Origin of the sequence: Actinopolymorpha sp. B9G3 (assembly GCF_040120725.1) — a bacterium.
Lineage (GTDB): Bacteria > Actinomycetota > Actinomycetes > Propionibacteriales > Actinopolymorphaceae > Thermasporomyces.
In genome coordinates, this window is record NZ_JBEEAB010000004.1 from 254,937 (window position 1) to 281,519 (window position 26,583).

A 26,583-nucleotide genomic window follows, 5' to 3' on the forward strand; every position below is an offset into this window, starting at 1 on the left:
GCGATGGTCACCAGCCTGCGTAGCGCACGCTCAGGGAAGCAACGGATATATCTGCTCCCACGTGTCTAGTCGAGCGTCATCGAGGGCGTCCTTCATCATGAGCGCAGGTGTCAACAGATTCTTGATGAAACGGAGCTGGCGTATTTCTTCGATGTCGAGCTCCGTCCATCTTGACGCCAAGGCCCGGGCTTGCTCTGGGGCGATCGGAATCTCGCGAAAGAGCAGTTCCGCGGTCTGCTCAGCGCGCAGCAGATCGATTTCCTCGTTGGGAGAGACCTTCTGGAACAGGGCAGCGGTGAGGTTGAGCCGCCGAACTGCAGTCTCCCCGGGGACCAGGGCGCCAGCCGCACTGGCAGACTCGAGTACGTAACCCAGCGCACGACTGCTGGACCTCCACTCCGCGGCAGTCAATCCTACGCATTCATCAATGATGCGTGTGGTCAGCAACTGCACGAGGCCAAGCCACTCTTCCGAATCCATGCTGGCGACATCGAAGTTCTGAGAAGCCAGGGCTGCCACAAGCTGCTTTCGGTCAAGCCGAACAAGCTCCTGGAACGGACTTCTCATGAGAAGATGATGCCCGCCATTCCAAATGCTTCCTTCCCGATCTGAACACTCCTTGCCGATGCGCTGGCCGGTAGGCCCTGTAAGAAGTGACCGCTGTGCGGGTTGATATCCAGCCCGAAATACCCTCCGGCGGACGAGCCGGCGATGTCTGCCTCTCCGGCTGCGCGTACTGGAGCACCTCGGCTGAGTACCGCATGCGATATCTCTTGTCCATTGACGAACTTCGGCTGGATCACAAGGTTGCCATCTTCCAGAACGGCCCACTTGACCGTCCCTGAGTTTACAGCTTCGTCGAACCCCGATGTTCCGGGCCGCGAAGGCGTCACTCCCAATCCGTCCGCGCGAGCGAGCTCATCATCGAGCTGGTCACCCATCTGGTTCGGGAAGGTGTCGCAGTTGTGGACGAGTACCGGCGTCTCACCCGCCAGCACATAGTACGCATGGGTGGTGTCGACCGAGAGGTCGTAGGTGATCTGCGTACCGGCGTACTCACGTACGGCTCCCACCCGGACGTCGCCGCGGCCGGATGTGAGAAGTCGCTCGCCGCGCCGGAGATCTCCTGCATCGATCCAGCGTTTGCTGGTCTTCGACCAGAAGGGGTGGTGGTCGGTTGTGGTGATCGTGTGCCTGCCACCGGCGGTGCGGACGGTGACGTCGACGAACTGCTTGTCGTGATCGGTCCGGATGGTTTGTGTGACTTGACGCTTCGCGGTCTTCCCGGTTCGGGGGTTGGTGGCAACTATCGTGTCACCTGGCTCGACTTTCTCGATCCGTTTGCTGGTGCCGTCGGCGAGCAGGACCATGGTCCGGGCTACGAAGCTGTTGCATCCTGGGCGTGTTGGGGGTGCTTTGCTCGGGCCGTCGGCGTTGTCGCCGGTCTTCTTGGCCTTGGATCTGAGGGCTTTCGCCTTGGCGGCTGCTCGTTCCGCTGACTCCTTGGCGGCTCGTTTCGCGGCCGCTCTGGCGGCGGCTGCTTTTTGCGCCGCCTTCTTCGCCGCCGCGGCGGCTGCGTCCTTGGCTGCCTTGGCCGCGTTCTTCGAGCCCTTGATGATGGCGCGTGCCCATTTGATTTCCTTGGAGAACGTGATGACGGCCTTGCCGGCGCGGTAGATCGCCTCAGCAATCTTCTTCGCTTTGAAGATCTTGCCCCACGGCAGCATCCCGACAACCAGCGATACACAGCCGACGATGTCGCCCTTGAGACAGTTGAGCAGGTCGTTGATGCCGAGGAACTCCATGAGGACCTGGCCGCCGGCCTCCAGGATCACGTCGGCCCAGCTCTTGCTCTGGATCTGCTGTGCCTTGGCCAGCTCCTCCGGGCTCGGCCCGTTGACCTCGTCCGGGCTCGTTCCAGGGTCAGTCTCAACGGACGAGCCGCCGCCACCTCCGCCGCCGTCTGCGGCCAGCATGGCTCCGGTCGGGTCGGTATGGGAGAGCGGGTTGTTGTTGACGTAGGCGTAGGACGAGATGGCCGTGAGGCTGTCGGGCATCGGGTCGGTGGCGGTGAACCGGCCGGTCCCGGGGTTGTAGTTGCGCGCCCGTAGGTAGTAGTTGCCCTCACCAAGGCTGGAGTCCTGGTACGCCCCGGCGAACCGCAGTGGATTCTTCGGACCCGCCGCCGTGTCCGCCTTGCTCTTCGGTGCTGCGGCCACTGACTTGCCGGGCTTGCTCTTTGTCGCGGTGGGCGTCGGGCTGGTTGTCGGGCTGGCCGACCGGTCAGGTCCGCTGCCGACCACGTCATCGAGCAGCCCACCGTGCGAGCCGTCGGACGACCTGTCGGACGAGCCTCCGAGCACCCCGCCCAGCAAGCTCCCGCCCGAACGGTCCGATGAGCCACCGGACGAGCCACCGGACGAGCCACCCAGAACGCCGCCGAGCAGGCCGTCGTCGTTGCCCTGCTTGTCGCGGTTGTCAGTCTCGCCTTCGGCCGCTTCGGTTTCCTCGCCACCGCCGAGCGTTGGCCCTTCGCGCGGGTTGCCGAACGGGTCGTAGTCGTAGCCCGCCTCCACCTGACCGGTCGGCGACAGCATGGTGGCGACGCCGCCGAGCCAGTCGTGGGTGTAGGAATGCGCGCCGGTCGACGGGTCGAGCAACGCCAGCGGCTCGTCGTCGGGACCGTAGCTGAAGCCGCGCTTTTCCAGCGTCTGCCCGTCGCGCCCCGTCACCGTGTCGAGCGCGATCTGCGGAAGAGCACCGTTGATGTCCCACGCCCAACGCTGCGTGGCGGCGTTCTGGCCACTGCCCATCGTGGCGGACACTCGTAGCCCGGTCGCTTCATAGGCGAACTTGGCGGTCTGCCCGTCGACGCTGGCCTTGGCGAGGCTGTGGTCGAGGTTGTAGGCGAAGGTGTCCTTCCCGGCCCTGATCTGGTTGCCCTGCTCGTCGTAGTCGTAGCCGGTGGCGTGGACACCCAGGTCGACGTCGAGTCCCAGCAGAGCACCGATGTCCAGACTGGCGCCGAAGTCGTCGAGGCCAAGCTCCAGAAGGGCGTCGATGTCCAGCTGCGCGTCGATGGCGGGGCCGGCTAGCTTGACTTGCTTCTGCAGCTGGTCGGCCGCGTCGTAGAAGTAGCGCGTGACGTCGTGACCCGCGCTGCCGGTGCGTTTCTGACTGGTCCGGTTGCCTACCAGGTCGTAGGTGTAGTCGATCCGGCCCGCGGACCTGCCGTCACAGGAGATCGCGCCGTAGCAGGCGGACGTGACCCGGTCTGCCTTGTCGTAGTCGTACGCCACCGACTCCGAAACCCCGCCACGCGTGGTCACCACCCTTGTCGGATTACCGACCTCGTCCAGGTCGAGGGCGAACCTCGAGACCGGATCCTGGACGCCCGGACCCGGTTCTGAACCGGGCGTACGGGTGGTGCCGATGTCGGTGAGCCGGCCAGCGTCGTCGTAGCTACGCCGCTCCACCAGCCCGGTCGCGTCCGGGAGCGTGGTAGACGTACGCCGCCCCGCAACGTCGTAGCCGAATCGCCACGTGGCAGGGTTGCCGCCGGCAGCACCGTCGTCGCTGGTCAGGCTGGTGATCCGGCTGTCCGCGTCGTAGTCGGCGGTGATCCGCGTGCCGTCCGGGTAGGTGCGGGAGCTGATGTTGCCCCGCGCGTCGTAGTCGTAGGAGAACCGCTCCTCCGCGCCCCCCGCCCACTCACGGATGACCTCCTGGATCTGGTCCTCGTCGTCGTAGTTCACGTTGCGACGGCCGGTCGGGTCGCCGTAGGAGGTGATCTTGTCCTCGGCGTCGTAACCCCAGGTGTAGACCGGACCGTCCGAGCCGAGTGCCCGCTTCACCCGGCGCCCGACGATGTCGTAGGTGTCGACGATGGTCCGCTCTGCCCGCTCCTCGTCAGAGAGCTCCTCGTGCCTGCCGATGGTGATCATCGACACCGGGTTGTTCTCGGGGTCGTAGCCGATCTCTGCCCGCCGGCCGAGCGGATCGGTGCTGCTGGTCACCCGACCGGCCTCGTCGTAGTCGAGCCGGGTCCGGTGGTGGTTCGGGTCGCGGACGGAGGCGAGCAGACCGTCGTCGTAGTAGTCGTAGACGGTGGAGCCGTGGGAGGGCAGGTGGCGTCGGTGCGACGCGTCAGGGGCGATCGCGGCACGGATCTGGTCGTCTTCCCGGTAGCTGTAGCGGGTGGTGTTGCCCTTGGCGTCGGTGACCGCTGTCTGCCGGTTGTTGGCGTCGTAGGTGAAGCTCGTGGTGTGGTCGAGCGGGTCGATCACCTTGGCGAGGTTGCCGGCCAGGTCGTACTCGTAGTGAGTGGTGAAGCGCTCCTTGTCGGCGCCATCGACGTTGCCGCGCTGCTCGGTCATGGCGACCATGAAGCCGTCGTCGTCGTAGGTCCAGGTGGTCTTGCCGCCGGTGGCCGTCGTGGCGCTGGTCTTGTTGCCGGCGGCGTCGTAGGTGAAGCGGGTGGAGTTCCGGCCGGAATCGGTGAGGCCGGTCTGCCGCCCGTTCCTGTCATACGTCAGTCGGGTGGTGCGACCCAGCGTGTCGGTGGCGGCCGTCACGTTGCCGGTGTTGTCCCGGCGGAATGCCGAAGTCTTGCTGAACGCGTCGACCGTCGAGGTGGTCCGGTCGAGTGCGTCGGTCTTGATGTCCTCGTGGACGACGCGGCCGTCTGGGTAGGGACGGGAGATCCGTACGAGGCTGTCGTTGCCGTCGTAGCGGTACGTTGTGGTGAAGTCCTTGCGATCCGCCCCCGGTGCGTTTCCGCGCGGTGAGGTGACCGACTGCAGCAGTCCCTTGGCGTTGTAGGCGTACGTCGTCACGATGTCGGGCTCGTCGTCCAGGTGTACACGGGTCTTGGTGCGTCGCCCGGCATCGGAGTAGGCGTACGAGACCTTCCGGCGCGGGTCCTCGACCGAGCGCAGCGGACCGTCGGCGAAGTAGCGGTATTCCGTGTCGACTCCGGTCGGGGTCTCCGTCTCGACAATCCGGCCCACGGCGTCGTACTCCGTACGCGACGAGTGGCGCTTGCCGGGCTCGCGCACGTCGACGATGCGGTCCTGGTCATCGAAGGTGAACCGGGTCGTGAACTCGTCCCGGTCGGCGTCTTCGCCGGTCCCGCGCGGATCGACCACGGCGATCCGCCGACCGGTGCCGTCGTAGGAGAACTCCGTCCGCCGACCCTCCGGTGAGATGATCGCGGCCGGCAGTCCGGCATTGGTGTCGTCTGCGGGCAGGTATTCGTAGCGGGTCACCTTGCCGCGCTGGTCGGTGCGCGTGAGGAGCAGTCCACGCTCGTCGTAGGCGTAGCGGATCTTGTGCTTCTCCGCGTCGACGCTCTCGACCAGCTCGTCGAACCTGTTGAAGGTGTTCTTCCACTTGTTGCCGCGCTCGTCGACGAACTCGATCGGGTTGTTGCGCTCGTCGTACTTCGTCCGCTGGTCGAACTTCATCGGCAGCGGCGCCGACCCGACCGTCTGGTTACCCCGCGCGTCGAATGCCGCTTCGTTCTGGTTCTGCCTGCCGTTGACCACGAGACTGCGGTTGAGCTTGCGGTCGTAGCGGTGGTTGTCGACATCGCCGTTGCCCCGTTGGCTGTGGATCAGCACGTTGTCGTGGTAGCCGTCGTAGGCGACCACGCCGTCGGCGTCGGTGGTCTTCGCCTCCTGCCTCACGGCGTTCCAGGCGAAGGTCGTCCGATGGCCCTGTGCGTCGAACTGCCGGATCACCCGGCCCGACGCGGAGTATTCGTTGCGGATCGCAACGACCCCACCGTCGTCCTCGTCGTGGCCCTCGTCGGTCTCAGGTTCCACCACCTCGGTCAGCAGCCCAGCCGCGGAGTAGTGGTACCGCCACACGTGGCCCCGCGCGTCTTCGACTGCGACCAGCCGGGAGCGCCTGTCGTAGGCGAACTCGACGTTCCGGCGATCCGGGAGGCTGATCCTGCGGATCAGGCCATCCTCGATCCGAGCCTCGGCCTGGCGACCAGAGGCGTCGGTGATCTCCACCCCTTCCGCGGTGTAGGCGAGCCGAACGCCAACCTGGCGGGCGTTGTGGATCGACGTCAACCGGCCCTGGCCGTCGAAGTCGTAGCTGATCTGCCCGGGGGTGACGAGCGTCCAACCTGCATCGGTCTTGCGCAGCGTCGAACGAACGCCAGCCGGGCGCTGGTAGCGACCGTCGGCCAACCGGTACTCCACGATCGCGCCGTCATCGGCACGCACCAATGCGCCACGGTCCGATGCCGCGACCTGCATGCCGTATGACCACGCCCAGCCGGGACCGAACAGACCATTCGCCGGGTTAGCCGAGGAATAGATCCGGGTGGAGACGAACGGCACCCCGAACGAGGCCATCGCCAGGTCCTGCTCCACCCGGCTGAAGGCTCCAGTCGCCGTGTTCACGCCCACGCCGCGCACAGCCTGCCGGGCATCGGTCATGCCCAGGGCGTTGCCGCAGCCACAGCCCGCGGCCTGCCTGTCCGGAATCGGTGGCGGCAGGATCGTGCGGCGCGGATTGGCCCGCTGCGTGGGTACCGACGGCACCTCGCGGTCGGGAAAGACGGCGGTGAAGGTGAGGAAGTACCGCTTGGCCGGGTCGAGATCCCACCCGTCGGACGCACCGAAGGAGCGGCAGTAGTCGCGCTGTGCGGCGCAGCCGGACTGGCGCAGGTCGTCCCTGGTCAGCGACGTCGACGCCTGCTCGGTCTGCGACTCGGCGTCGAAAAGCGTCACCCGCCAGGACGTCCACGGCGCGTCTTCATCGACGTTGAAGTACGCCAGAAGCGACGTGTCGCCGAGCACGTAGCCCGGCCGCAGCAACGTCCGGGTGAAGACCGGGGTGTCGGTCGCTTGCAGGTCCCCACCCTGGCTCGACACGCGCAGCCAGTCCTGAGTGGACAGCTCTCGCGGCTCACTGCTGGCGAAGATTCCACGTGGCACGACCGGCGTACGTTCACCCGGCGCGAACGGCTTGTCCGGTGTCGCCGACGCGGGTGCCGCCCGGTCCACTGGACCGGCTCCCGGCAGCGCCCGCGGAGCCACCGCGGCCTCCGCCTCCTGACGCGTCTGCCCCGGTTGCAGGACCGACGCGATCAGGGCCAGCGCACAGACGACGACGGTCAAACGCACATGGTCAACCCGGCCAGAGACGTGCCCCGTCACCCCCGCCACCCCCCATATCGGCCATCTGACGTATATCAGACGAAAAAGACTTGAAGTGATCTTCTATCTGAAAATCCACCAGCAGGCAACACAGGGCGCCGGAAACGATCAAGGACACCGGCCACGTCGAGACACGCCCTAGGCATACGTACGCACCTGCCTAGGCGCATCTACGTTCCACCGCGGCGGGAAGATACGTCACCGCTGCGGATGTCGGAAGCTCCCCGCCGACCAAGGATGGAGACACCAACGAGACAAGAGAAAGACGAGGGAGACAACGATGTTCGGTCATCCAGCTTTCAGCTTGACCGTAGCGCACGAGCGTCACCAGGCACTGATCGCCGAAGCGGATCGCCGCCGGCTCCTGGCGATTGCTCGTCAAGCACGAAAGGCGCGCAAGGCACGCAGGAAACAAGCCGACACGTGGGGCAACGTGCCGGCGCCGGACGGGGCCAGGGCCGGCGCTGTGGCCGGTAGCGTTCCCTCTGCTGGCGGTAGCCTGACGCCGTGCAGAGAGCGCGCGGCGGCGCCAGCGCGGTGATGGTGGGACGTGACCGCGAGCTGCGCCAACTCCAGCAGCTCGCGGCGTCCAGCCATCCGCAGGTGGCGATCGTCGCGGGCGAGCCGGGCATCGGCAAGACGCGGCTGATCCACGAGCTGCTGGCCGGCCTTCCCGCCGATCCGGTGGTGCTGGTGGGGCGCGCCGAGCCCGGCTCACTGGCGCGCCCGTACGAAGTGCTGTTGGACGCGGTGGACGGTCGGCCAGGCGTCAAGGAGGATCTCCTGGACGCACTGGCCGATCCCGCGCGCAGTCCGGTGGAGCGCCTGCACGCCGGCCTCGCCATCGTGAACGAGCTTGTCAACGACCGGCGGGCGGTCATCGTCTTCGAAGACCTGCACTGGGCAGACTCCGAGAGCGCGGCGCTTTTCGAGCGGATCGCCGGCCAGACCGGGCCGCGACTGCTGATCGGGACGTACCGCCCGGACGAGGTGACGAGCCGCCATCCGGTCGCCGGGCTTCTTGGCCGGTTGGAACGCCGGCACACCGTCGCCCACGTGGCGCTCGAGCGGTTCGGTGAGTCGGACACGGCCGCGCTGCTCGCTTCCGTGGCGGGCGCGCCGATCCCCTATCGCTCGGTGGCGGCGTTGCACCAGCGCACGGGCGGCAACCCCTTCTTCCTCGAAGAGCTCATCCGGGGCCACACCGGGGACGATCTCGCGTCACTGTGCGAGAGCCCGCTGCCGTGGAGCCTCTCGGAGGTGCTCCGGCGGCAGGTCGACGACCTGGAGCCGCGCGACCAGCGCATCGTGGAGGCCGCCGCCGTACTCGGTCATCGGGTTCCGTTCGACCTGCTTGCCGCCGTGACCGGGGCGGACGAGGACGAGCTGATCACGGCGCTGCGCGGGCTCGTCGCCCGAGGTGTCCTCGTCGAGTCCAGCGATGACGAGTTCAGCTTCCGCCACGCCCTGGTCCGCGAGGCGATCTCCGGGCAGTTGCTCGGCCGGCAGCAGCGACGGTTGCATGAGGCCGCACTCGAGGTTCTGCTCGCCACCGGTGGATCTGATCCCGCGATGATTGCCCGCCACGCACGTGCCGCCGGACGGTACGACGACATGGTCGAGGCGGCCCGTCGTGGTGCGGCGCTCTACCTGTCGATCGGATCGGCGTTCCAGGCTCTGCAGCTCGCCGAGATGGGCATGGACGAGGTGGGTGACGACGCGGAGCTGCTTGCTGCGGCGGCCCAGGCCGCCTGGCTGGCGGGCCTTCTCGACGACGCCGTGGGCTACGCCCGCCGGTGGCGTGACCTTGCGCCGACGGCAAGCGACCGCGCCGATGCGTTGTACCTGTTGATCCGCCTGGCCTGGGAGTCCGACGAGACCCGCGAGATGGAGACATTGACCCACGAGGTCGAGCAACTCGTCGCGCAGCTGCCGCCCGGGGCGATCCAGGCCCGGGCGATGACCGCGGTGGCCCAGTCGGCCGAGCTCCGAGACGACCTCGACGCCGCGGTGGAGTGGGCGGATCGGGCTCTGGCGCTGGCCGGCGAGTTCGATCTGCCGCGCGTGCGCCTGGCCGCCTTGGTCGAGAAGGGCTCCGCGCTGTCCGACCGGTCGGTGACCAACGAAGAGGGCCGCACGATACTGGCGGGGCTCGTCGACGAGGCGGAGAAGCTGGGTGAGTGGGTGCTCGCCGCCCGCGCGTTGAACTACCTCGTTCATGATGTTCCGCCGGCGTCGCCGAGCGAGCACGCCGACATGTTGGAACGCATGCGCATCGACGCCGAACGGGCCGGTTTCGAGTCGCTCGCGGTCGCGGCGTACTTCCAGGGCCGGGCGCGGCTGGCGATGCGTGAGGGCAATCTGGACGCGGCGATCGCGACGTTGGAACAGGGCCGGAACCGGGACCGCGGGTACCTCCGCGGCGGACGTCGGGCCGACCACCACGCGGTCTTCCTGGCCGGGCTGTATCTCGAGGCCGGCGAACTCGCCTGCGTCGACGACATCATCGCCGAGCTGCGCACGGAGGCCGCGTTCTCGGGCATCACCATCCCCGGCCTCGCGTTCCATGTCGCCTGCCGGCGAGGTGAACTCGCCACCGCCGAGCGGCACCTGGACGAGATCTTCGTGGCGCTCGCCGAACAGCCATGGCGCAGCGGTGAGCAGGCGCACGACCTGATCTCGGCGGCGTTGTCCGTCGGCCTGCCGCTGCCGCAGGTCGTACGGATGAGCCGCGCGCTGCTCGGGGGCGACGTCCGGGACGACGAGCGGACGTTGGCGGGGGCGCAGGTCGGCGAAGCGCAGGGGGAGACCGCCGCGGCACTCGCCGGCTACCTCGAGGTGTCGGAGTCGTTCGCCATGCTGCCGTCGATCCGGGGTACTGCCCACGTCGGCGCTGCCCGCTGCCTGCTCACGCTCGGCAAGCGTGACGCGGCCGTCCAGCAGGTCACCGCGGCCACCGATCTGCTCGCCCGGTGGGGCGGTTGGCGGGTGGCTCAGCTCGACCAGCTACGTGCCCAGCTGGACCTGGCGCCCACGGACGACCGTTCCGCGGTCAGCGGTGTGGCGGCACTGACCAGGCGCGAACGCGAAGTTGCGCTCCTCGTCGCGGAGGGCCTCACCAACACCGAACTCGCCCAGCGTCTCTACATCTCTCCCAGGACCGTCGCCGTGCACGTGTCCAACATCCTGCACAAGCTCGGCGTCTTCTCTCGTACCGAGGTCTCCAGCGCGATCAGCCAGGACACCCCACCGGCCCGCGACGACACGTAAGGTGCGCGCGCCGGCTCCAGCATGGTGACGGTGGGGCGTGTCCGTGAGCGGGTCCCTCAGTAGGACCAGGACGGCCGCAGGACTAGGACGGCCGCAGGTCCTCACCAGCGATCTCCAGCGCACGGTCCGCCAGGCAGCCGTCGACCATCCAGGGGCGCGGTCCGCCCCGAAGGAGACGGAGCAGGAACGACACGCTGTCGGCCACGTCGGTCTCCCCACCGGTGCCGGCATTGCGGACGCCGCCGTCGGCGACGCCGGTGCTGACCGGTGGCGCCACCTGGTCCGGGACGAGGAGCCTGCCCGCCCGCCGGCAGTGCCGGACGGCCATCGCCTCCGCCACCTCACCGGCCCACGTCCGGTAGGTGTCGTCGCCGAGTACCTGCGCGGCATCCAGCAGGTAGTGCCCGCTGCCTGCCAGGCCGTGGCAGCCGTCGGACCGAACCCGCCACCTGGCCTTGTGCACGGCGACCGCGGCCGCCACGGCGTACGCACCGATGCCTGGCTCGCCGGTGACGGCGTACTGGCGTAGCAGGAAGGTCCCGATCCCCGCCGGTCCTGCGGACCGGTGTGGCGAGGGTGCCGGATGGTCCAAGCCTGCCGGCCACCACGCGGCCCCGTCGGTGTCGGTCGTCGCGGCCTCGCAGAGAGTGTGGCCGGCCGCCACGGCAACCTTGGCGTACGACTCGTCGCCGGTCTCGTGTGCCATGAGGAGCAGGAAGTAGCCGATCCCGGCGACCCCGTGGGCGAACCCGTAGTGGCAGCTGCCGGCGAGCGCGGATCGGGCGTCGGCGGGGACCGGCCAGAGCGGGCCGTGAGCGCCGAGGTGCGCTGCCGCGACAACCGCGTCGGCGTAGCCCTGTGCGCGGTCGAGCAGTTCCTCGTCGCCCGTCAGCCGGCCGATGTGCAGGTGGGCGAGCCCGGCCCCGGCGAGTCCGTGGGCGACTCCCGGGAGCGGCCAGTCGGTCGGCAGGGACGAGACCATGGCGCGCGCCTCGGCCACCAGCGCGGGATCGTCGAGTGCGACACCGGCGTCGGCCAGCGCCCAGGCCGTGCCGGCGCGCCCGGTGAGGAGACCCGGCAGCGCACGCCCGGACTGACCCGGCGGGCGATGCGCGACCAACCGTGCGGACACCTCTCGGACGGCCGCCAGCAGCCGATCCTGGTCACGGGCGCTCATGGACGCCTGGATCAGCGTGCCCAGGACACCTGCCGCGCCGTGTCGCACAGTTCCGGGGTCGGTTCGTACGTCGGTCCCGCTGTCGGTCGGGTCGGCCCTGATGTCACTGTCTGGCGGTACCGCGGCGGCATCCCGCAAGTGGTCGAGCCCGTCGCTGACCAACTGCGCGACCGTGGGCAGGCGAACGCCGGAGTGACCGCCTGCCCCGGTGGACCGCCGCTCGGGCGACGCGAGGTACTTCTCCACCCGCGACAGGCTCCACCGGCAGTCGGGCGCCGTGGCGAGGAGGCCGAGGAGCGGTGGCGCGACGACCGCCGCGGACGGGTGGTCCCGCGCCACGACCGAGAGCCAGGCCGCCAGCCGGTCCCGGATCGGCCGGTCAGCGGGTACGTCGAGAGGCAGGTCGGGTTCGGTTCCGGTGGCGAGCAGGAAGAACAACGCGCCGAGGCTCCACAGGTCCTCGGCGACGGTCGCGGTGAGCGATCCGTCCACGCCAGCCACCTGGCGCGGGTCACGGCACTCGGGTGCCAGGTAGCTGGAGGGCCAGGGAGGCGGAGCCGGCTGCCCCGCGGGGACGGCGGCCTCCAGGTCGACGAGCGTCAACGCCCCGTTGGGTGCCACGAGCACGCTGCCCGGGCTCAGGTTCCGGAGCACGATGCCTGCGGCGTGGACGCCGGCGACGAGCGCGACCAGCCGCCGCGCCATCAGCAAGATGTGACCGGTCGGATTGACGACCGCTTCGCGGTGAGTCGCGTGTACCCAGTCGAGGAACGGCCGCCCCGGCGGGTGCTCGGTGGTGAGGAACCGGTCGCCGTCCTGGTCGAACACCTCGAACACCCGGGGGACCGGCACCTCACCGGCGAGGTGCCGCAGGGCCGCCGCTTCGAGCTGGAGGCGTTCACGCGCGTCGGCACCGGTGTGGTCGCCGCCGCTGTGCGCGCGGGCGTGCTTGACGAGTACCTCGCGATCGTTCGTACGGTCGAGGGCGAGATAGCGGCCACCGGTGACGGACTGGTCGATGATCCGCCGCAGGACGAACCGCCCGTGCAGCACCGTCCCCGGTTGGATGTGCGGGATCGCATGGACCGGTGGCGAAGGACCGAGGACCGCCACCGCGTCGAGGTCGACCGGCCGCAGGACGCCATCGTCGTCGAGGTCGTACGCATCTTCGAAGCGGCCATAGCGGTAGTGCACGAGGCTACTGGAGCGGACGGGGCGATCGGCCAGGATCCGCGGGCCGGGGAGCCCAGCGGTCGCGGCATGGAGTGCGGTCGCGAGGTGGGGGGCTTCCGCGTCGTCGCGGGGATACACCGTGAGGAACCTGCCGCTGACCCGTGGGTCACAGTCCTCGCCGGTCAACCAGCGGACGGCGGCCGTGCTCACCGCGAACCGGAAAGCCACGCCATGCTCGCGGAGCACCGGGACGGCGTGGGCGAGCACGGAGGTTGCCGACGCCGGTGTCGCCGACAGGTGGAGCAACCAGCCGTGGGTCCGCCCCTGGTGGCCAGCTGGCACGACGGCACACCACGGCGGGTCGATGCGGAAGTCCCAGTCGCCCTCGCCAAGGAGTTCGCGGACTGGGTGCACGAGGTCGGTGGACCCGGGCTCATTCGCGCAGCCGGACGCGTTCGGGACGCCAGGGCGGTCCGAGCCGGATGATGTAGCTGGGCCGGTGGATGTGGTTGGGCCGGTGGATGTGGTTGGGCACGTTGACGTGGTGCGGCCGGTAGCTGCATGCCGGAAGGTCGCCGTGCCGTGGCCGGTCAAGGCGTTGAGGGCACGCTGGACCGCTTCCGCTGTTCCCCCCACCGAGACCCCCTGCCGCGCGGACCTGCACAATGCGTACGCATATCACTACCAAGCGCGCACAACTGCGCGCAAGCCCGCCCGGATCTCGACGCGGCAACGAATGCTTGCGGACCGTCGTCAGGACATGCGTCGGCGGATCCACGCCGTCAGGGCATCGGCCACCACGCGCTGGTAGTCACGGATCGTCGGCAGCCCCGGTGGAACCGGTGCCCGGGACCTTTCCGTGAGAGCGCCCGTCACGGTGGCGAGGAGGGCGGTGACGTCGAGCGGATCCGCGTCCCTGGTGCAGGGGTGCCGGCTGAGCAGGTCGTCGACGTCGACGCTCGAACCGCTGATCACGAGGTCGAGTGCTGCGAGCGCGGTGTCGACCCAGCGGGCGCCTCGTGCCGCCCACGCCCAGTCGACGAAGACGACTCCCGTACCGGTGATGAGTACGTTGTCGGCGCGGATGTCCCAGTGCACGAGGGACTCGCCGACAACGGCGGCCCGGGCCCGCTGCTGGTACTCCCGCAGCAGGTCGAGGCGTGCCACCGCCCACGGGTCGAGGTCGGCGGGCGGCGACTCCCGAAGAACGGCCCAGCCGCCACGGAAGATGCCGGCGTCGCTCAGGTCCGGGGCCTCGGGCCAGGGTGTCGGCGTGAGCGCCGCCGTGAGATCGGCGAGAGCGCCGAACACGAGGTCGGTGTCCTCAGCCGTCCAGGGGTGCGCCGGCTCCCGCCCCTCGATGTCGTCGAAGAGCAGGGCGATCCAGTCGCCGTCGTCGTAGGCCGACCGCATACGCGGCGTCCACGGCAACGCGGGCACGGCCTCCATCGTCGTGCGCTCCCGACGCAGCAGGCCCGGGCTGTCGGGGTTGAGTGCACCACCCACGGCCTTGACGAATCCGCGCCGCCCGTCGGCGGTCACCAGCCGGGCCGCCGCGCCGGGGGAGAAGCCACCGCTCTGGGTCGACGCGGAGACGACCGGGGATCCGAGCTCGCGCTCGACCCACCGGCGGACCGGGGCGGGTACCTCGTCGAAGGAGATCCGCACGCCAGCTGCCCGGGTCGGAGCAGCGGAAGGATTGGTGCCCGGCAGGGAGGACATCCGTCGATGCTGACAAACCCCGCCGGACGCCGACAACGCATTTCTCGGTCGACGCGCGTCGTCGGCCAGCACAGTGTCGGTTGATCGAGGCGATTCCGGGCCGCCTGCAGCCGACCTGTCCGATTCGTCCAGTGTCGATCATCGCCGAAGCACGCCGTGAGCGCCGGGCCCGTTGTCCGGGCATGGGATGATGAGGAGCGACCCCCATCCACACTCGAATGGACCGTCCGTGCCCGCTGCTTCTCTGCCTTCCAGGTCCGGGCCAGTTCCCGGCACCATCCCGCAGCCCGGCGAGACCGATCCGGCGCTCATCCGGAACTTCTGCATCATCGCCCACATCGACCACGGCAAGTCGACGCTGGCCGACCGGATGCTCCAGCTCACCGGCGTGGTCGAAGGGCGGGCCATGCGGGCGCAGTACCTCGACCGGATGGACATCGAGCGTGAGCGCGGGATCACGATCAAGAGCCAGGCCGTACGCCTGCCGTTCCGGGCGAGTGCGGGTGCCCACGCGGACACGTCGTACGTCCTGAACCTCATCGACACGCCCGGCCACGTGGACTTCACCTACGAGGTGTCGCGGTCGCTCGCCGCCTGCGAGGGTGCGGTGCTGCTGGTCGACGCCGCGCAGGGGATCGAGGCGCAGACGCTGGCGAACCTCTATCTCGCCCTCGACGCCGACCTGCACATCATCCCGGTGCTCAACAAGATCGACCTGCCGTCGGCGCAGCCGGACAAGTACGCCGCGGAACTCGCCGGCATCATCGGCTGCGACGAGAGCGACGTGCTGCGGGTCTCCGCCAAGACCGGCGAAGGTGTCGAGCACCTCCTCAACGAGATCGTCGCCCAGGTGCCGCAGCCGAAGGGCGACGCCGACGCGCCGCCCCGGGCGCTGATCTTCGACTCGGTCTACGACACCTACCGCGGAGTCGTCACCTACATCCGCGTGATCGACGGCAGCATCGCCAACCGCGAGCGGGTCCTGATGATGTCGACGAGAGCGTCCCACGAAACCCTCGAGGTCGGCGTCATCTCGCCCGAGCCGAAGAAGTCACCGTCGCTCGGCGTCGGAGAGGTCGGCTACATCATGACCGGGGTGAAGGAGGTGCGGCAGTCCCGTGTCGGTGACACGGTGACGGTCACGAGCAACCCCGCGACGAAGGCGCTCGCCGGGTACCGCCACCCCAACCCGATGGTCTATGCCGGCCTCTACCCGGTCGACGGCGACGAGTACACCGACCTGCGCGAGGCACTCGACAAGCTGCAGCTCAACGACGCCGCTCTGCTGTACGAACCGGAGACCTCCGGCGCGCTGGGCTTCGGCTTCCGCTGCGGCTTCCTCGGCCTGCTGCACATGGAGATCGTCCGCGAACGCCTGGAACGCGAGTTCGACCTCGACCTCATCTCGACCGCCCCCAACGTCGTCTACCGCGTGGTCATGGAGGACGGCAGCGAGCACGTCGTGACCAACCCGAGTGAGTTCCCGTCGGGTGTGGGGGTGACGTCGAAGCAGGCTGCGGCGCCGAAGGGCAAGGTGGCAGAGGTGCACGAGCCGGTCGTGCGGGCGACGATCCTCACGCCGGCCGACTTCATCGGCGCGGTGATGGAGCTGTGCCAGTCGCGGCGGGGACAGCTGCAGGGCATGGACTACCTGTCGGCGGACCGGGTGGAGATGCGCTACACCCTGCCGCTGGCGGAGATCGTCTTCGACTTCTTCGATGCCCTGAAGAGCAAGACCCGCGGGTACGCCTCCCTCGACTACGAACCCACCGGTCAGCAGGCCGCCGACCTGGTGAAGGTCGACATCCTGCTCCAGGGCGAGACCGTCGACGCCTTCAGCGCGATCGTCCACAAGGACAAGGCCTATTCCTACGGCGTCACGATGGCCCAGAAGCTCCGTGAGCTGATCCCGCGGCAGCAGTTCGAGGTGCCGATCCAGGCGGCGGTCGGGTCGCGGATCATCGCCCGTGAGACCATCCGGGCCATCCGCAAGGACGTTCTGGCGAAGTGCTACGGCGGTGACATCACCCGCAAGCGCAAGCTGCTCGAACGCCAGAAAGAGGGCAAGAAGCGGATGAAGATGGTCGGCCGGGTGGAGGTTCCTCAGGAGGCGTTCGTCGCCGCCCTGTCGACCACGGACGGTCCCGGGTCGGGTTCGGCCAAGGCAGGGTCGAGTTCCGGCAAGGAATAGGCCTCAGCCTGGCTATTCTGTGCCGAACGTGCCACAGCCCGGTGCCACTCACTACGGTGGAGTGAGCCCGCTCGGGCCGTCGGACGAGCCATCGGTACGACTGCGGAATTGAGGCGGAGGCCTGCGATGACCAGTGACCTGATCTGGGGTACGAATCCAGCCCAGCCTGACCAGTCGAAGGTCGACGACCGCGCGCCCACGGTCGCGCGGATGATCCTCGACCGGATCGCGAGCACGCCCGAGGAGGAGGCCTACCGATACCCGGTCGGTGACCGCTGGGAGTCCGCGACCTGGCAGCAGACCGGTGACCGCGTACGGCGGCTGGCCGCCGGCCTCATCGCGCTGGGCATCCAGCCGGAGGAGCGGGTGGCGATCGCCGCCGCCACGAGCTACGAGTGGATCCTGGCCGACTTCGCGATCATGTGTGCCGGCGCCGCGACGACGACCATCTATCCCACGACCACCTCCAGCGAGGTGGCGTACATCCTCGGCGACTCGCGCAGCCGGGTCGTCTTCGCCGAGGACGACGAGCAGGTCAAGAAGGTTCGCGAGCATCGCTCGGAACTGTCCGAGCTGACGACGATCGTGACGTTCGCCGGAACTGCCGACGAGGGCGACGACGTGATCACCCTCGCCGACCTGGAGGAGCGGGGCAAGGACTTCCTCGCCGAGCACCCGACCGCCATCGACGAGGCCGCGGCCGCGATCGGTCCGGACAGCCTGGCGACCCTGATCTACACGTCCGGAACGACCGGCAAGCCCAAGGGGGTCCGGCTGACCCACGACTGCTGGACCTATGAGGGCGCCGCAGTCGACGCCGTGCAGATCCTGCGCCCTGACGATCTGCAGTACCTCTGGCTTCCCCTTGCCCATTCGTTCGGCAAGGTGCTCTTGACGGCGCAGCTGCAGATCGGGTTCCCGACGGCGGTCGACGGCCGGGTCGACAAGATCATCGAGAACCTCGCCATCGTCCGACCGACCTTCGTGGGCGCCGCACCACGGATCTTCGAGAAGGCCCATGGCCGGATCGTGTCGACGGTGGAGCAGGAGGGCGGTATCAAGGCCAAGCTCTTCGGCTGGGCGTTCGACGTCGGCCGCAAGGTGTCGGCGCTGCGCCAGCAGGGCAAGGAGCCCTCGGGGCTGCTCGCCGTGCAGTACACACTGGCCGACCGGCTGGTGTTCAGCAAGATCCAGCAACGCTTCGGTGGGCGGCTGCGCTTCTTCGTCTCCGGTGCGGCCGCGTTGAGCCGCGACATCGCGGAGTGGTTCCACGCGGCGGGCATCCTCATTGTGGAGGGCTACGGCCTGACCGAGACCAGTGCGGCGACGTGTGTCAACCTGCCGGGCAGGTTCAAGTTCGGCACGGTCGGGCCGGCGTTCCCGGGAACCCAGCTGCGCATCGCCCACGACGGCGAGGTTCTGGTCAAGGGGCCAGGCGTGATGCGGGGTTACCACAACATGCCGGAGCTGTCCGACGAGGTTCTCGACGCCGACGGCTGGTTCCACACCGGGGACATCGGCCAGCTCGAGGAGGGCGGGGTCCTTCGCATCACCGACCGGAAGAAGGACCTGTTCAAGACCTCTGGTGGGAAGTACATCGCGCCCCAGCTCATCGAGGCGGCGTTCAAGGCGCTCTGCCCCTATGCCAGCCAGATCGTCGTCCACGGGGAGAACCGCAACTTCACCTCAGCGCTGGTGACCCTCGATCCCGACGCGATCGTGGGCTGGGCGGCCGAGAACGGGCTCGAAGGGCGGGCGTACGCCGAGATCGTCGGCTCCGACGCCGCACGGGCGATGGTGCAGGGCTACATCGACCAACTCAACGCCAAGCTCAACCGGTGGGAGACCATCAAGCAGTTCGCGATCCTCGACCATGACCTCACCGTCGAGGACGGCGAGATGACGCCGAGCCTGAAGCTTCGCCGCAAGGCCGTCGAGACCCGCTACGCCGAGATCCTCGACTCCTTCTACGCCTGAGGCCCGGCACCTCCTGAGGTCCGCCAGTCCCGCCGTCGCCGTACGCGGGGAATGATCACGCTTCGTGAACATTCCCCACAATGCGCGGCAAATTCGACATGCATCGTGGGGACTTGGCATGCATCGTCCGGGCTGTCGGCCGCACCGATGGCCGTCGAAGGTGACCGGACGACGGACAATGGGTGGGTGCCTTCCACATTGCCCGACGGCGATCCGGCTCCCGCGGACGGAGCTCTTCCGGCGCCCGCCCTCGCGGAGATCACCGCGCGACCGTTCGGGATCTACGTTCACGTGCCGTTCTGCGCGACCCGGTGCGGTTACTGCGACTTCAACACCTACACGGCCGACGAGCTCGGAACGGCGCCCGGTGCCTCCCGCACGTCGTACGCCGACGCGGCGATCAACGAGGTCCGGCTTGCGCGCAAGGTCCTCGGTGATGCCGAGGTTCCCGTCTCGACCGTCTTCGTGGGAGGCGGCACGCCGACCCTCCTCCCGCCGGAGGACCTCGGCCGGGTCCTGCGGAGCGTCGACGCCGAGTTCGGCCTCGCCTCCGACGCCGAGGTGACGACCGAAGCCAACCCCGAGTCGGTCGACGATTCCTCCCTCGAACGCCTGCGTACGCAGGGATTCACCCGGATCTCGTTCGGCATGCAGAGTGCCCGTCCACACGTGCTCGCGACGCTCGACCGGCAGCACACACCCGGCCGCCCAGAAGAGTGCGTCGCCGACGCACGAACCGCGGGATTCGCACACGTCAACCTCGACCTCATCTATGGCACGCCGGGCGAGAGTGACGACGACTGGCAAGCCACCCTTGACGCGGCCGTCGCCGCCGGTGCCGACCACATCTCGGCGTACTCCCTCATCATCGAAGAGGGCACCCGGATGGCCGGCCAGATCCGCCGTGGTGTGCTCGCCGCCACGGACGATGACGTCCTGGCCGACCGCTACCTGCAAGCCGACGAAACCCTCAGCAGGGCAGGCTTGTCGTGGTACGAGGTGTCGAACTGGGCATGGTCTGACGACGCCCGCTGCCGCCACAATCTCCTCTACTGGACCGGCGGCAACTGGTGGGGCGTCGGCCCCGGCGCGCACAGCCACGTCGGCGGGGTCCGCTGGTGGAACGTCAAGCATCCCTTGACATACGCCGAACGCCTCGCCGCCGCCGCGAGCCCCGCGCACGCCCGCGAAACCCTCGACCCGGCCGACCGGAGGGTCGAACGGATCATGCTGGAACTCCGCCTCGCAGCCGGCCTCGCCCTCGACGTCCTCGGACCAGAAGGCGTCGAGGCCGCCCAGCGGGCAGCCGGTGACGACCTGCTGGAGGCCTCAGCTCTGGCGGCCGGTCGCGCCGTGCTCACCAGTCGAGGTCGCCTCCTTGCCGACGCGGTCGTACGCGATCTGCTGGGGTGGAGCACAGAGCCTGCCCGCACCTGACGACCGCGCCCGGCGACGTGCCCGGTTTCTGCGCGGTGATCACGGACCAGCGTCCGCCGGACCGCCCACGGTCACGAAGTCGATGAGCTGCTCCACCGGGCCCAACAGTGCCGGCTCGAGGTCGCGGTAGGTCCGGACACCTCCCAGGATCCGTCGCCAGGCCTGCGCGATGTCCGCCTGCTCGGCATGCGGCCACCCCAGCGCCGCGCAGATTCCGTGCTTCCAGGGTGTCGCCCGCGGAATCCGTGGCCAGGCGTCGAGCCCCAGCCGCTCTGGGCGTACGGCCTGCCAGATGTCCACGAACGGATGTCCGACGACGAGCACGTACGCACCGAACGGCCCGGCCGCCACCTCCGCGGCGATCCGGCTCTCCTTGCTGCCAGGCACCAGATGGTCGACGAGGACGCCGAGCCGCTGGTCGGCATCGGGCGCGAACTCGGTGACCACACTCGCGAGGTCGTCGACTCCTTCGAGGTACTCCACCGCGACGCCTTCGATCCGCAGGTCGTCGCCCCAGACCTTCTCGACCAACTCGGCGTCGTGGCGGCCCTCGACGTAGATCCGGCTCGCCCGGGCGACGCGGGCCCGCGCACCCGAGACCGCGATCGACCCTGACGCCGTGCGCCGTGGTCCACCCGCCGCCGAGCCTCCCGTGGCCGGCGGACGCAGAACGACCGGCCGCCCTTCCAGCAGGAACCCGGGCCCGTACGGATAGCTTCGCCGGGCACCGAACCGGTCCTCCAGCACCACGAGTGTGCGTTCGATGCCGACGACGGCGCCGCAGAAGCCGGTCGTCGCGTCCTCGACCACCATGTCGGGCTCGACAGAGACGTCGACCGAGCGTCCGCGCTTCGGCGCCCGCCAGTCGCTCTCGAGAACGTCAGGTCCGTAACGGTCAGCGGGAGGTGAGGATCCGGCCATGGAGAGCGAGGGTAGCCGCCTCACACGAGCGGCAGTGTCCGCCGTCCGCGAGTGTCGCGCAGTTGTGCGTACCCCCGCCGGATCGCCTCGGCCAAAGCCTCCCGCGACCATGGCCACTCGGCTGCCTCCCATGCCCGCTCGATCGGCACCCGTTCCTCGACCAGGCGGCGGATCGTCCCGGCGACGCCCACGAGGTCGCCGCGCTGCTCCCCGACGTACGCATGGTCCACGACCGTGCCATGCCCGGGCACGACCGCTGTCCGCGTCGTCAACAGTCCCGCCACCACGTCGAGCGTCGCACCCCACTCGAGCGGGTACGAGTCGTCGCCGTACGACGGCGGGCCGGACTCCTCGACGAGATCTCCCACGTAGACCACGTCGGCGTCGGGAACCCGGACCACGACGTCGCCGTCGGTGTGGCCGCGTCCCGGATGCACGAGCTCCACCACCCGGTCGCCGAGATCGGCCATCGCGACCGACGCGAAGGTCCGTCCCGGCGGCACTACCTCCAGTGCGGCCATCTCCGTGGCCCATTCGGCGGACCGCGCCGAGAGCTCCGCACGCACGCCGTCGGCCCGCGCCTCGAGCATCGCGGGCACGGACTCGTGGCCGTAGATCACCGCGTCGGCGAACCGGGCGTTGCCGAAGCAGTGATCGAAGTGCCAGTGGGTGTCGACCACCCAGCGCACCGGCGCGCGGGAGAGGCGACGCAGGTCAGCGCGCAACTCGTCGGCTTCGCCCAGGCTTGCCCGGGTGTCGACCAGCAGGATGCCGACGGCACCCACGACCGCCCCGATCGTGAGGTCGTACGACGGGTAGCGGCGGGCGAAGCAGCCCGGCCCGACCTCGGTCCATCCGTGCGTGTTCGTGTCCACGATCCACAGCCTCGCATCCGCTCAGGACGCACATTCGGGGCCTCTCCCCGTAGACTGGCACTCGGGTTCGGGGAGTGCCAGGCACATGCCGCTGCCCCGCCCTCAGGTCAACCGTGACGCGAGGAGGTGCGGGCTCCATGCTCGACGAACGGAAGCTGGCCGTCCTCCGCGCCATCGTCGAGGACTACGTGCACACCGAGGAGCCGGTCGGTTCCAAGGCGCTTGTCGACCGGCACCACCTGGGCGTTTCCTCCGCGACGGTCCGCAACGACATGGCCGCGCTGGAGGACGAGGGCTACATCGCCCAGCCGCACACGAGCGCTGGCCGGATCCCGACGGACAAGGGCTACCGGCTGTTCGTCGACCGGCTGAGCACGATCAAGCCGATGTCTGGCGCGGAGCGCAGGGCGATCTCGACGTTCCTCGAGGGCGCGGTCGATCTGGACGATGTCGTCAACCGGACCGTACGCCTGCTCTCCCAGCTCACCCGCCAGGTCGCGGTCGTGCAGTACCCCACCTTGTCCCGGTCGACCGTCCGCCATGTCGAGTTGGTGCTGCTGTCCACCACCCGGCTGCTGATCGTCCTCATCACCAGCACGGGCCGGGTCGAGCAGCGTGTCGTCGACGTCGGCAAGGCCCCTGAAGACGCGCTGCTGGGCGATGTCCGGGCCCGCCTCAACGCTGCGGTCATGGGGGCGCGGCTCGCCGAGGTGCAGTCGCTCGTGGTCGACCTGCCTGAGGCGTTCGCGCCCGACGACCAGCCGATCGTCGCCAGCATCGTGTCGGCGTTCCTCGAGACCCTCGTCGAACGCCCGGAGGAACGCATCGCGGTCAGTGGCACCGCCAACCTGATCCCGCTCGGGCACGAGTTCCACTCCTCGATCCGGCCGGTACTCGAGGCGCTGGAGGAGCACGTCGTGCTGTTGCGGCTCCTCGGCGAGTCGACCGCTCCCGCCCGCCTCACGGTCCGGATCGGGCACGAGAACCCCTACGCTGAGCTGGCCGCCGCCTCCGTTGTCGCGACCGGCTATGGTCCTGGGGACGAGACACTCGCCCACCTGGGTGTCGTCGGACCCACCCGGATGGACTATCCGGGCACGATGGGTGCGGTCCGGGCGGTCGCCAGATATGTCAGTCAGATCCTCGCTGAGGAATAGCTTCTCAAAGAGGCAGCGGGGTCTTAAGGAAGATGAGTCCCAAGGGAATGAGTCAGTGCAAGAGGCCACCCACAGCATGAGCCAGGACTATTACGAACTCCTCGGAGTCGGGCGCGACGCGTCCGCGGAGGAGATCAAGAAGGCCTACCGCCGGCTGGCGCGCACCCTGCACCCTGACGTCAACCCGGATCCGGAGACCCACGAGCGTTTCAAGGAGGTCACCCGCGCCTACGAGGTCCTGTCGGACCCGAAGAAGCGTGAGGTCTACGACCTGGGGGGCGATCCGCTCGGTGCGGCTGGACAAGGTGCGGGATTCGGGCAGGGTTTCTCGTTCACCGACATCATGGACGCGTTCTTCGGCGGCACGACCGCCCGCGGGCCGCGACCCCGGACCCGCCGTGGCCAGGACGCGCTCCTGCGCCTCTCGGTCGATCTGGCCGAGGCGGTGTACGGCGCCGTCAAGGAGGTCCAGGTCGACACGGCCGTCGTCTGCGGGAGCTGTTCGGGCAGGGGCGCTGCCCCAGGCACGACACCCACCAGCTGCTCGGTCTGCGAGGGTCGCGGTGAGATCAGCTCCGTCCAACGGTCCTTCCTCGGCCAGGTCATGACGAGCCGGCCGTGCCCCCGCTGCCAGGGGTTCGGCACGATCATCCCCACCCCGTGCCCTGAGTGCGCGGGGGAGGGCCGGGTGCTGTCCCGGCGTACCCTCGCCGTCCGGATCCCCGCCGGCGTCGACGACGGCACCCGGATCCAGCTGGCCGGCCAGGGTGAGGTGGGCCCCGGCGGCGGTCCCGCCGGCGACCTGTATGTCGAGATCCAGGTCGCCCCGCACGAGGTGTGGACCCGGCGCGCCGCCGACCTGCACTGCTCGGTGACGCTGCCCATGACGGCCGCGGCGCTCGGCACGACGATCTCGCTGGAGACGCTCGACAACGACACCGTCGAGGTCGACGTCAAGCCTGGCACGCAGTCCGGGCAGCGCCTGGTCGTCACCGGTCGAGGCGTACCTCATCTGTCCGGTTCGCATCGCGGTGACCTGGTCGTCCACGTCGTCGTGGAGACGCCGACGAAGCTCGACGCGGCACAGCGAGACCTGCTCACCGAGCTCGCCAGGCTACGGGACGAGGAGAAGGCGACCGGCCAGTTCTCGTCCGAACGTCGAGGCGTCTTCTCGCGGATCCGGGACGCCTTCAACGACAGGGGTGTCTGAACCGCCGTGGCACAACGATCAGCCGACTGTGTGTTCTGCGGCATCGTCGCCGGCACGATCCCGTCGGCACAGGTCCGTGAGACCGACCGGACCCTCGCCTTCCGCGACGTGAGCCCCCAGGCACCCGTCCACGTACTGGTCGTTCCCAAGGACCACTACGCCGACGTGGCCGAAGTCGTGGCCGCCGCTCCCCACCTGCTCCGGCTGCTGCTCGAGGAGTGTGTGGCGGTCGCCAGGGACGAGGGGATCGCCGACGACGGCTACCGGATCGCCCTCAACACCGGCGAGCAGGGTGGTCAGGCGGTCGCGCACTGCCACGCCCACGTTCTCGGGGGACGGCAGATGGCTGGTCAGCTGGGCTAGAAGAGCGCCCGTCGGCGGCGGGGCCCCGGGCCGTTGGCGGCGGAAGATCGCGTCGGATCGCCCCGGATCGGGAAAGTACGGAAGAAATACCCGTCCGCATCCGGTCCCGCGCGGGCTACCATGACTGTCGATTCACCGGCCAGGAGCCGGGTGTCAGCACGTTGGGACTACGGAGGAGAGGGCCGACCAAGGCCGCCCATGGGCAAGATCACCCCGTCACAGACCAAGATCGTCGTACCGTCGAGCATCTCCATGGTGAGCCTGCTCGGGCCGCGTGATGAGTTCCTCCGGGTCGCTGAGAAGGAGTTCGACGCCGAGATCCACGTCCGCGGCAACGAGATCACCGTGGTCGCGGAGCCTGACGAGCGGATCCTCGTCGAGCAGCTGTTCGACGAGCTGGTGGCCGTCGTCCGCTCCGGCCACGGCCTCACCTCCGACGCGGTCGAACGCAGCATCGCGATGCTCCGGGCCCGCGAGTCCGAACGTCCGGCCGACGTCCTGACGCTCAACATTCTGTCCAACCGCGGCAAGACGATCCGGCCGAAGACGCTCGGCCAGAAGCACTACGTCGACGCGATCGACGAGCACACCGTGGTGTTCTCGGTCGGTCCGGCCGGAACCGGCAAGACCTACCTCGCGATGGCGAAGGCGGTCCAGGCGCTGCAGGCCAAGCAGGTCAACCGGATCATCCTCACCCGCCCGGCGGTCGAGGCGGGGGAGCGGCTCGGGTTCCTCCCAGGCACCCTGTCGGAGAAGATCGACCCGTACCTCCGGCCGCTCTACGACGCGCTGCACGACATGATCGACCCCGACTCGATCCCGCGGCTGCTCACGGCCGGGACGATCGAGGTCGCGCCCCTGGCGTACATGCGTGGGCGCACCCTGAATGACGCGTTCATCATCCTCGACGAGGCGCAGAACACCTCGCCGGAGCAGATGAAGATGTTCCTCACCCGGCTCGGGTTCGGATCGAAGATGGTCGTCACCGGCGACATCACCCAGATCGACCTGCCGGGTGGCGGCACCTACTCCGGACTGAAGGTGGTGCGGGAGATCCTGACCGGTCTCGACGATGTGCACTTCTGCTCGTTGACCAGCCAGGATGTCGTACGCCACAAGCTGGTCGGACGGATCGTCGCGGCCTACGACGCCTACGAAGGGCGGAGCGAGTCCGACACCGCCGCCCGTCCGGTCGACGTACGCCGGCGGAAGCCCGGACCTCTGCGGCCCTGAGGGGACCTGGACGGACCCGTGCTGACGAACCCAGCCGACGAACGCGAGCTGAGGCGACGACCTGACGACCGGAGGAAACCGTACGGGCCCGTCAGCCGTCTCTTTCCCACCTGAGATCGACATCATCGAGGCATTTGCGTGAACCTTCCATGAGCATCGACATCGCCAACGAATCCGGCATCGACGTCAACGAACGCGAGCTCGCCCGGCTGGCCCGGTTCGCCCTCGACCGGATGCGGGTGCACCCCCAGGCCGAGCTGTCGGTCGTCCTCGTCGACGAGAAGACGATGGCCGAGCATCACCTGCGCTGGATGGACGAGCCGGGCCCGACCGACGTGCTGGCGTTCCCGATGGACGAGCTCCGTCCGGGCCGAGAGGGCGAGGATCCGCCGCAGGGCCTGCTCGGGGATGTCGTCCTCTGTCCGCAGGTGGCCGACCGGCAGGCCAAGGACGCCGGACACTCGCGAGAGGATGAGCTCCACCTGCTCACGGTGCACGGCATCCTGCACCTGCTCGGCTATGACCACGGCGAGCCGGAGGAGCATCGGGAGATGTTCGCGTTGCAGGCGCGGTTGCTCGGCGAGTGGCAGCCACTGCGGCAGGGGGCGGGCCGCTGATGGACGATCGCGCCCCTGGACGTGAGGCCCGATGAACGGTTGCGCTGATGGACGGTTGCGCTGATGGACGGTTGCGCTGATGGAC

15 protein-coding genes are annotated in these 26,583 nt (G+C 68.9%); 9 read left to right on the forward strand and 6 right to left on the reverse strand.

From position 1 onward, the window contains the following. Window positions 1-30: 30 nt before the first annotated feature. A complete protein-coding gene (locus ABNF93_RS09970) occupies window positions 31-567 on the reverse strand; it encodes a hypothetical protein (protein WP_349327617.1) in 537 nt (178 codons plus the stop codon). After that, the gene (locus tag ABNF93_RS09975) at window positions 564-7,136 is read right to left on the reverse strand and encodes an RHS repeat-associated core domain-containing protein (RefSeq protein ID WP_349327619.1); all 6,573 of its coding nucleotides are present in this window, start codon (window positions 7,134-7,136) and stop codon (window positions 564-566) included. The genes ABNF93_RS09970 and ABNF93_RS09975 overlap by 4 nt, the downstream gene beginning before the upstream one ends. Before the next feature lie 546 nt (window positions 7,137-7,682). On the opposite strand from ABNF93_RS09975, the gene ABNF93_RS09980 reads away from it, so the two are divergent. Beyond that, window positions 7,683-10,445, forward strand: coding sequence for an AAA family ATPase (locus ABNF93_RS09980; protein WP_349327620.1), 2,763 nt, complete (start codon window positions 7,683-7,685; stop codon window positions 10,443-10,445). Window positions 10,446-10,527: 82 nt separating this feature from the next. Here ABNF93_RS09980 and lanL read toward each other — a convergent pair whose 3' ends face one another. Then, window positions 10,528-13,209: a class IV lanthionine synthetase LanL gene (gene lanL, locus ABNF93_RS09985; protein WP_349327622.1), complete on the reverse strand. Its 2,682-nt coding sequence runs from the start codon at window positions 13,207-13,209 to the stop codon at window positions 10,528-10,530. Window positions 13,210-13,548: 339 nt separating this feature from the next. Further along, a complete protein-coding gene (locus ABNF93_RS09990) occupies window positions 13,549-14,517 on the reverse strand; it encodes a phosphotransferase (protein WP_349327624.1) in 969 nt (322 codons plus the stop codon). A gap of 229 nt (window positions 14,518-14,746) precedes the next feature. Here ABNF93_RS09990 and lepA point away from each other — a divergent pair, with 229 nt between their 5' ends. The 3 genes from lepA to hemW all read left to right on the forward strand — a co-directional run bounded on the left by lepA (window position 14,747) and on the right by hemW (window position 20,122). Then, on the forward strand, window positions 14,747-16,708 hold the full coding sequence (gene lepA / locus ABNF93_RS09995) for a translation elongation factor 4 (RefSeq protein WP_349327626.1): 1,962 nt from the start codon (window positions 14,747-14,749) through the stop codon (window positions 16,706-16,708). Between the two features lie 126 nt (window positions 16,709-16,834). Beyond that, entirely contained in the window at window positions 16,835-18,685 is a 1,851-nt protein-coding gene (locus ABNF93_RS10000; protein WP_349327627.1) for an AMP-dependent synthetase/ligase, read from the forward strand. Between the two features lie 186 nt (window positions 18,686-18,871). Beyond that, entirely contained in the window at window positions 18,872-20,122 is a 1,251-nt protein-coding gene (hemW, locus tag ABNF93_RS10005) for a radical SAM family heme chaperone HemW (RefSeq protein ID WP_349327629.1), read from the forward strand. Between the two features lie 39 nt (window positions 20,123-20,161). Here hemW and ABNF93_RS10010 read toward each other — a convergent pair whose 3' ends face one another. Further along, the gene (locus ABNF93_RS10010) at window positions 20,162-21,043 is read right to left on the reverse strand and encodes a DUF3097 domain-containing protein (RefSeq protein ID WP_349327631.1); all 882 of its coding nucleotides are present in this window, start codon (window positions 21,041-21,043) and stop codon (window positions 20,162-20,164) included. Window positions 21,044-21,063: 20 nt separating this feature from the next. Continuing rightward, a complete protein-coding gene (locus ABNF93_RS10015; protein WP_349327633.1) occupies window positions 21,064-21,918 on the reverse strand; it encodes an MBL fold metallo-hydrolase in 855 nt (284 codons plus the stop codon). 137 nt (window positions 21,919-22,055) lie between these two features. Between ABNF93_RS10015 and hrcA the strand changes: the two genes are divergently transcribed. From hrcA to ybeY, 5 genes are all read left to right on the forward strand, one after another. Further along, window positions 22,056-23,075: a heat-inducible transcriptional repressor HrcA gene (hrcA, locus tag ABNF93_RS10020; RefSeq protein ID WP_349327635.1), complete on the forward strand. Its 1,020-nt coding sequence runs from the start codon at window positions 22,056-22,058 to the stop codon at window positions 23,073-23,075. 76 nt (window positions 23,076-23,151) lie between these two features. Further along, the gene (gene dnaJ, locus ABNF93_RS10025) at window positions 23,152-24,285 is read left to right on the forward strand and encodes a molecular chaperone DnaJ (RefSeq protein ID WP_349327637.1); all 1,134 of its coding nucleotides are present in this window, start codon (window positions 23,152-23,154) and stop codon (window positions 24,283-24,285) included. 6 nt (window positions 24,286-24,291) lie between these two features. Further along, the gene (locus ABNF93_RS10030) at window positions 24,292-24,648 is read left to right on the forward strand and encodes an HIT domain-containing protein (protein ID WP_349327638.1); all 357 of its coding nucleotides are present in this window, start codon (window positions 24,292-24,294) and stop codon (window positions 24,646-24,648) included. 198 nt (window positions 24,649-24,846) lie between these two features. Continuing rightward, window positions 24,847-25,881: a PhoH family protein gene (locus tag ABNF93_RS10035; RefSeq protein WP_349327640.1), complete on the forward strand. Its 1,035-nt coding sequence runs from the start codon at window positions 24,847-24,849 to the stop codon at window positions 25,879-25,881. A gap of 149 nt (window positions 25,882-26,030) precedes the next feature. Then, window positions 26,031-26,498, forward strand: a complete 468-nt coding sequence (gene ybeY / locus ABNF93_RS10040) for an rRNA maturation RNase YbeY (RefSeq protein ID WP_349327642.1) — start codon at window positions 26,031-26,033, stop codon at window positions 26,496-26,498. The last annotated feature ends 85 nt before the right edge of the window (window positions 26,499-26,583 follow it).

What these genes read in the sequence shown, in the direction of transcription:
- ABNF93_RS09970 (WP_349327617.1), bottom strand. Translation starts at nt 567, where the DNA reads ATGAGAAGTCCGTTCCAGGAGCTTGTTCGGCTTGACCGAAAGCAGCTT.
- ABNF93_RS09990 (WP_349327624.1), bottom strand. Translation starts at nt 14,517, where the DNA reads ATGTCCTCCCTGCCGGGCACCAATCCTTCCGCTGCTCCGACCCGGGCA.
- ABNF93_RS10000 (WP_349327627.1), top strand. Translation starts at nt 16,835, where the DNA reads ATGACCAGTGACCTGATCTGGGGTACGAATCCAGCCCAGCCTGACCAG.
- ABNF93_RS10010 (WP_349327631.1), bottom strand. Translation starts at nt 21,043, where the DNA reads ATGGCCGGATCCTCACCTCCCGCTGACCGTTACGGACCTGACGTTCTC.
- hrcA (WP_349327635.1), top strand. Translation starts at nt 22,056, where the DNA reads ATGCTCGACGAACGGAAGCTGGCCGTCCTCCGCGCCATCGTCGAGGAC.
- dnaJ (WP_349327637.1), top strand. Translation starts at nt 23,152, where the DNA reads ATGAGCCAGGACTATTACGAACTCCTCGGAGTCGGGCGCGACGCGTCC.
- ABNF93_RS10035 (WP_349327640.1), top strand. Translation starts at nt 24,847, where the DNA reads ATGGGCAAGATCACCCCGTCACAGACCAAGATCGTCGTACCGTCGAGC.
- ybeY (WP_349327642.1), top strand. Translation starts at nt 26,031, where the DNA reads ATGAGCATCGACATCGCCAACGAATCCGGCATCGACGTCAACGAACGC.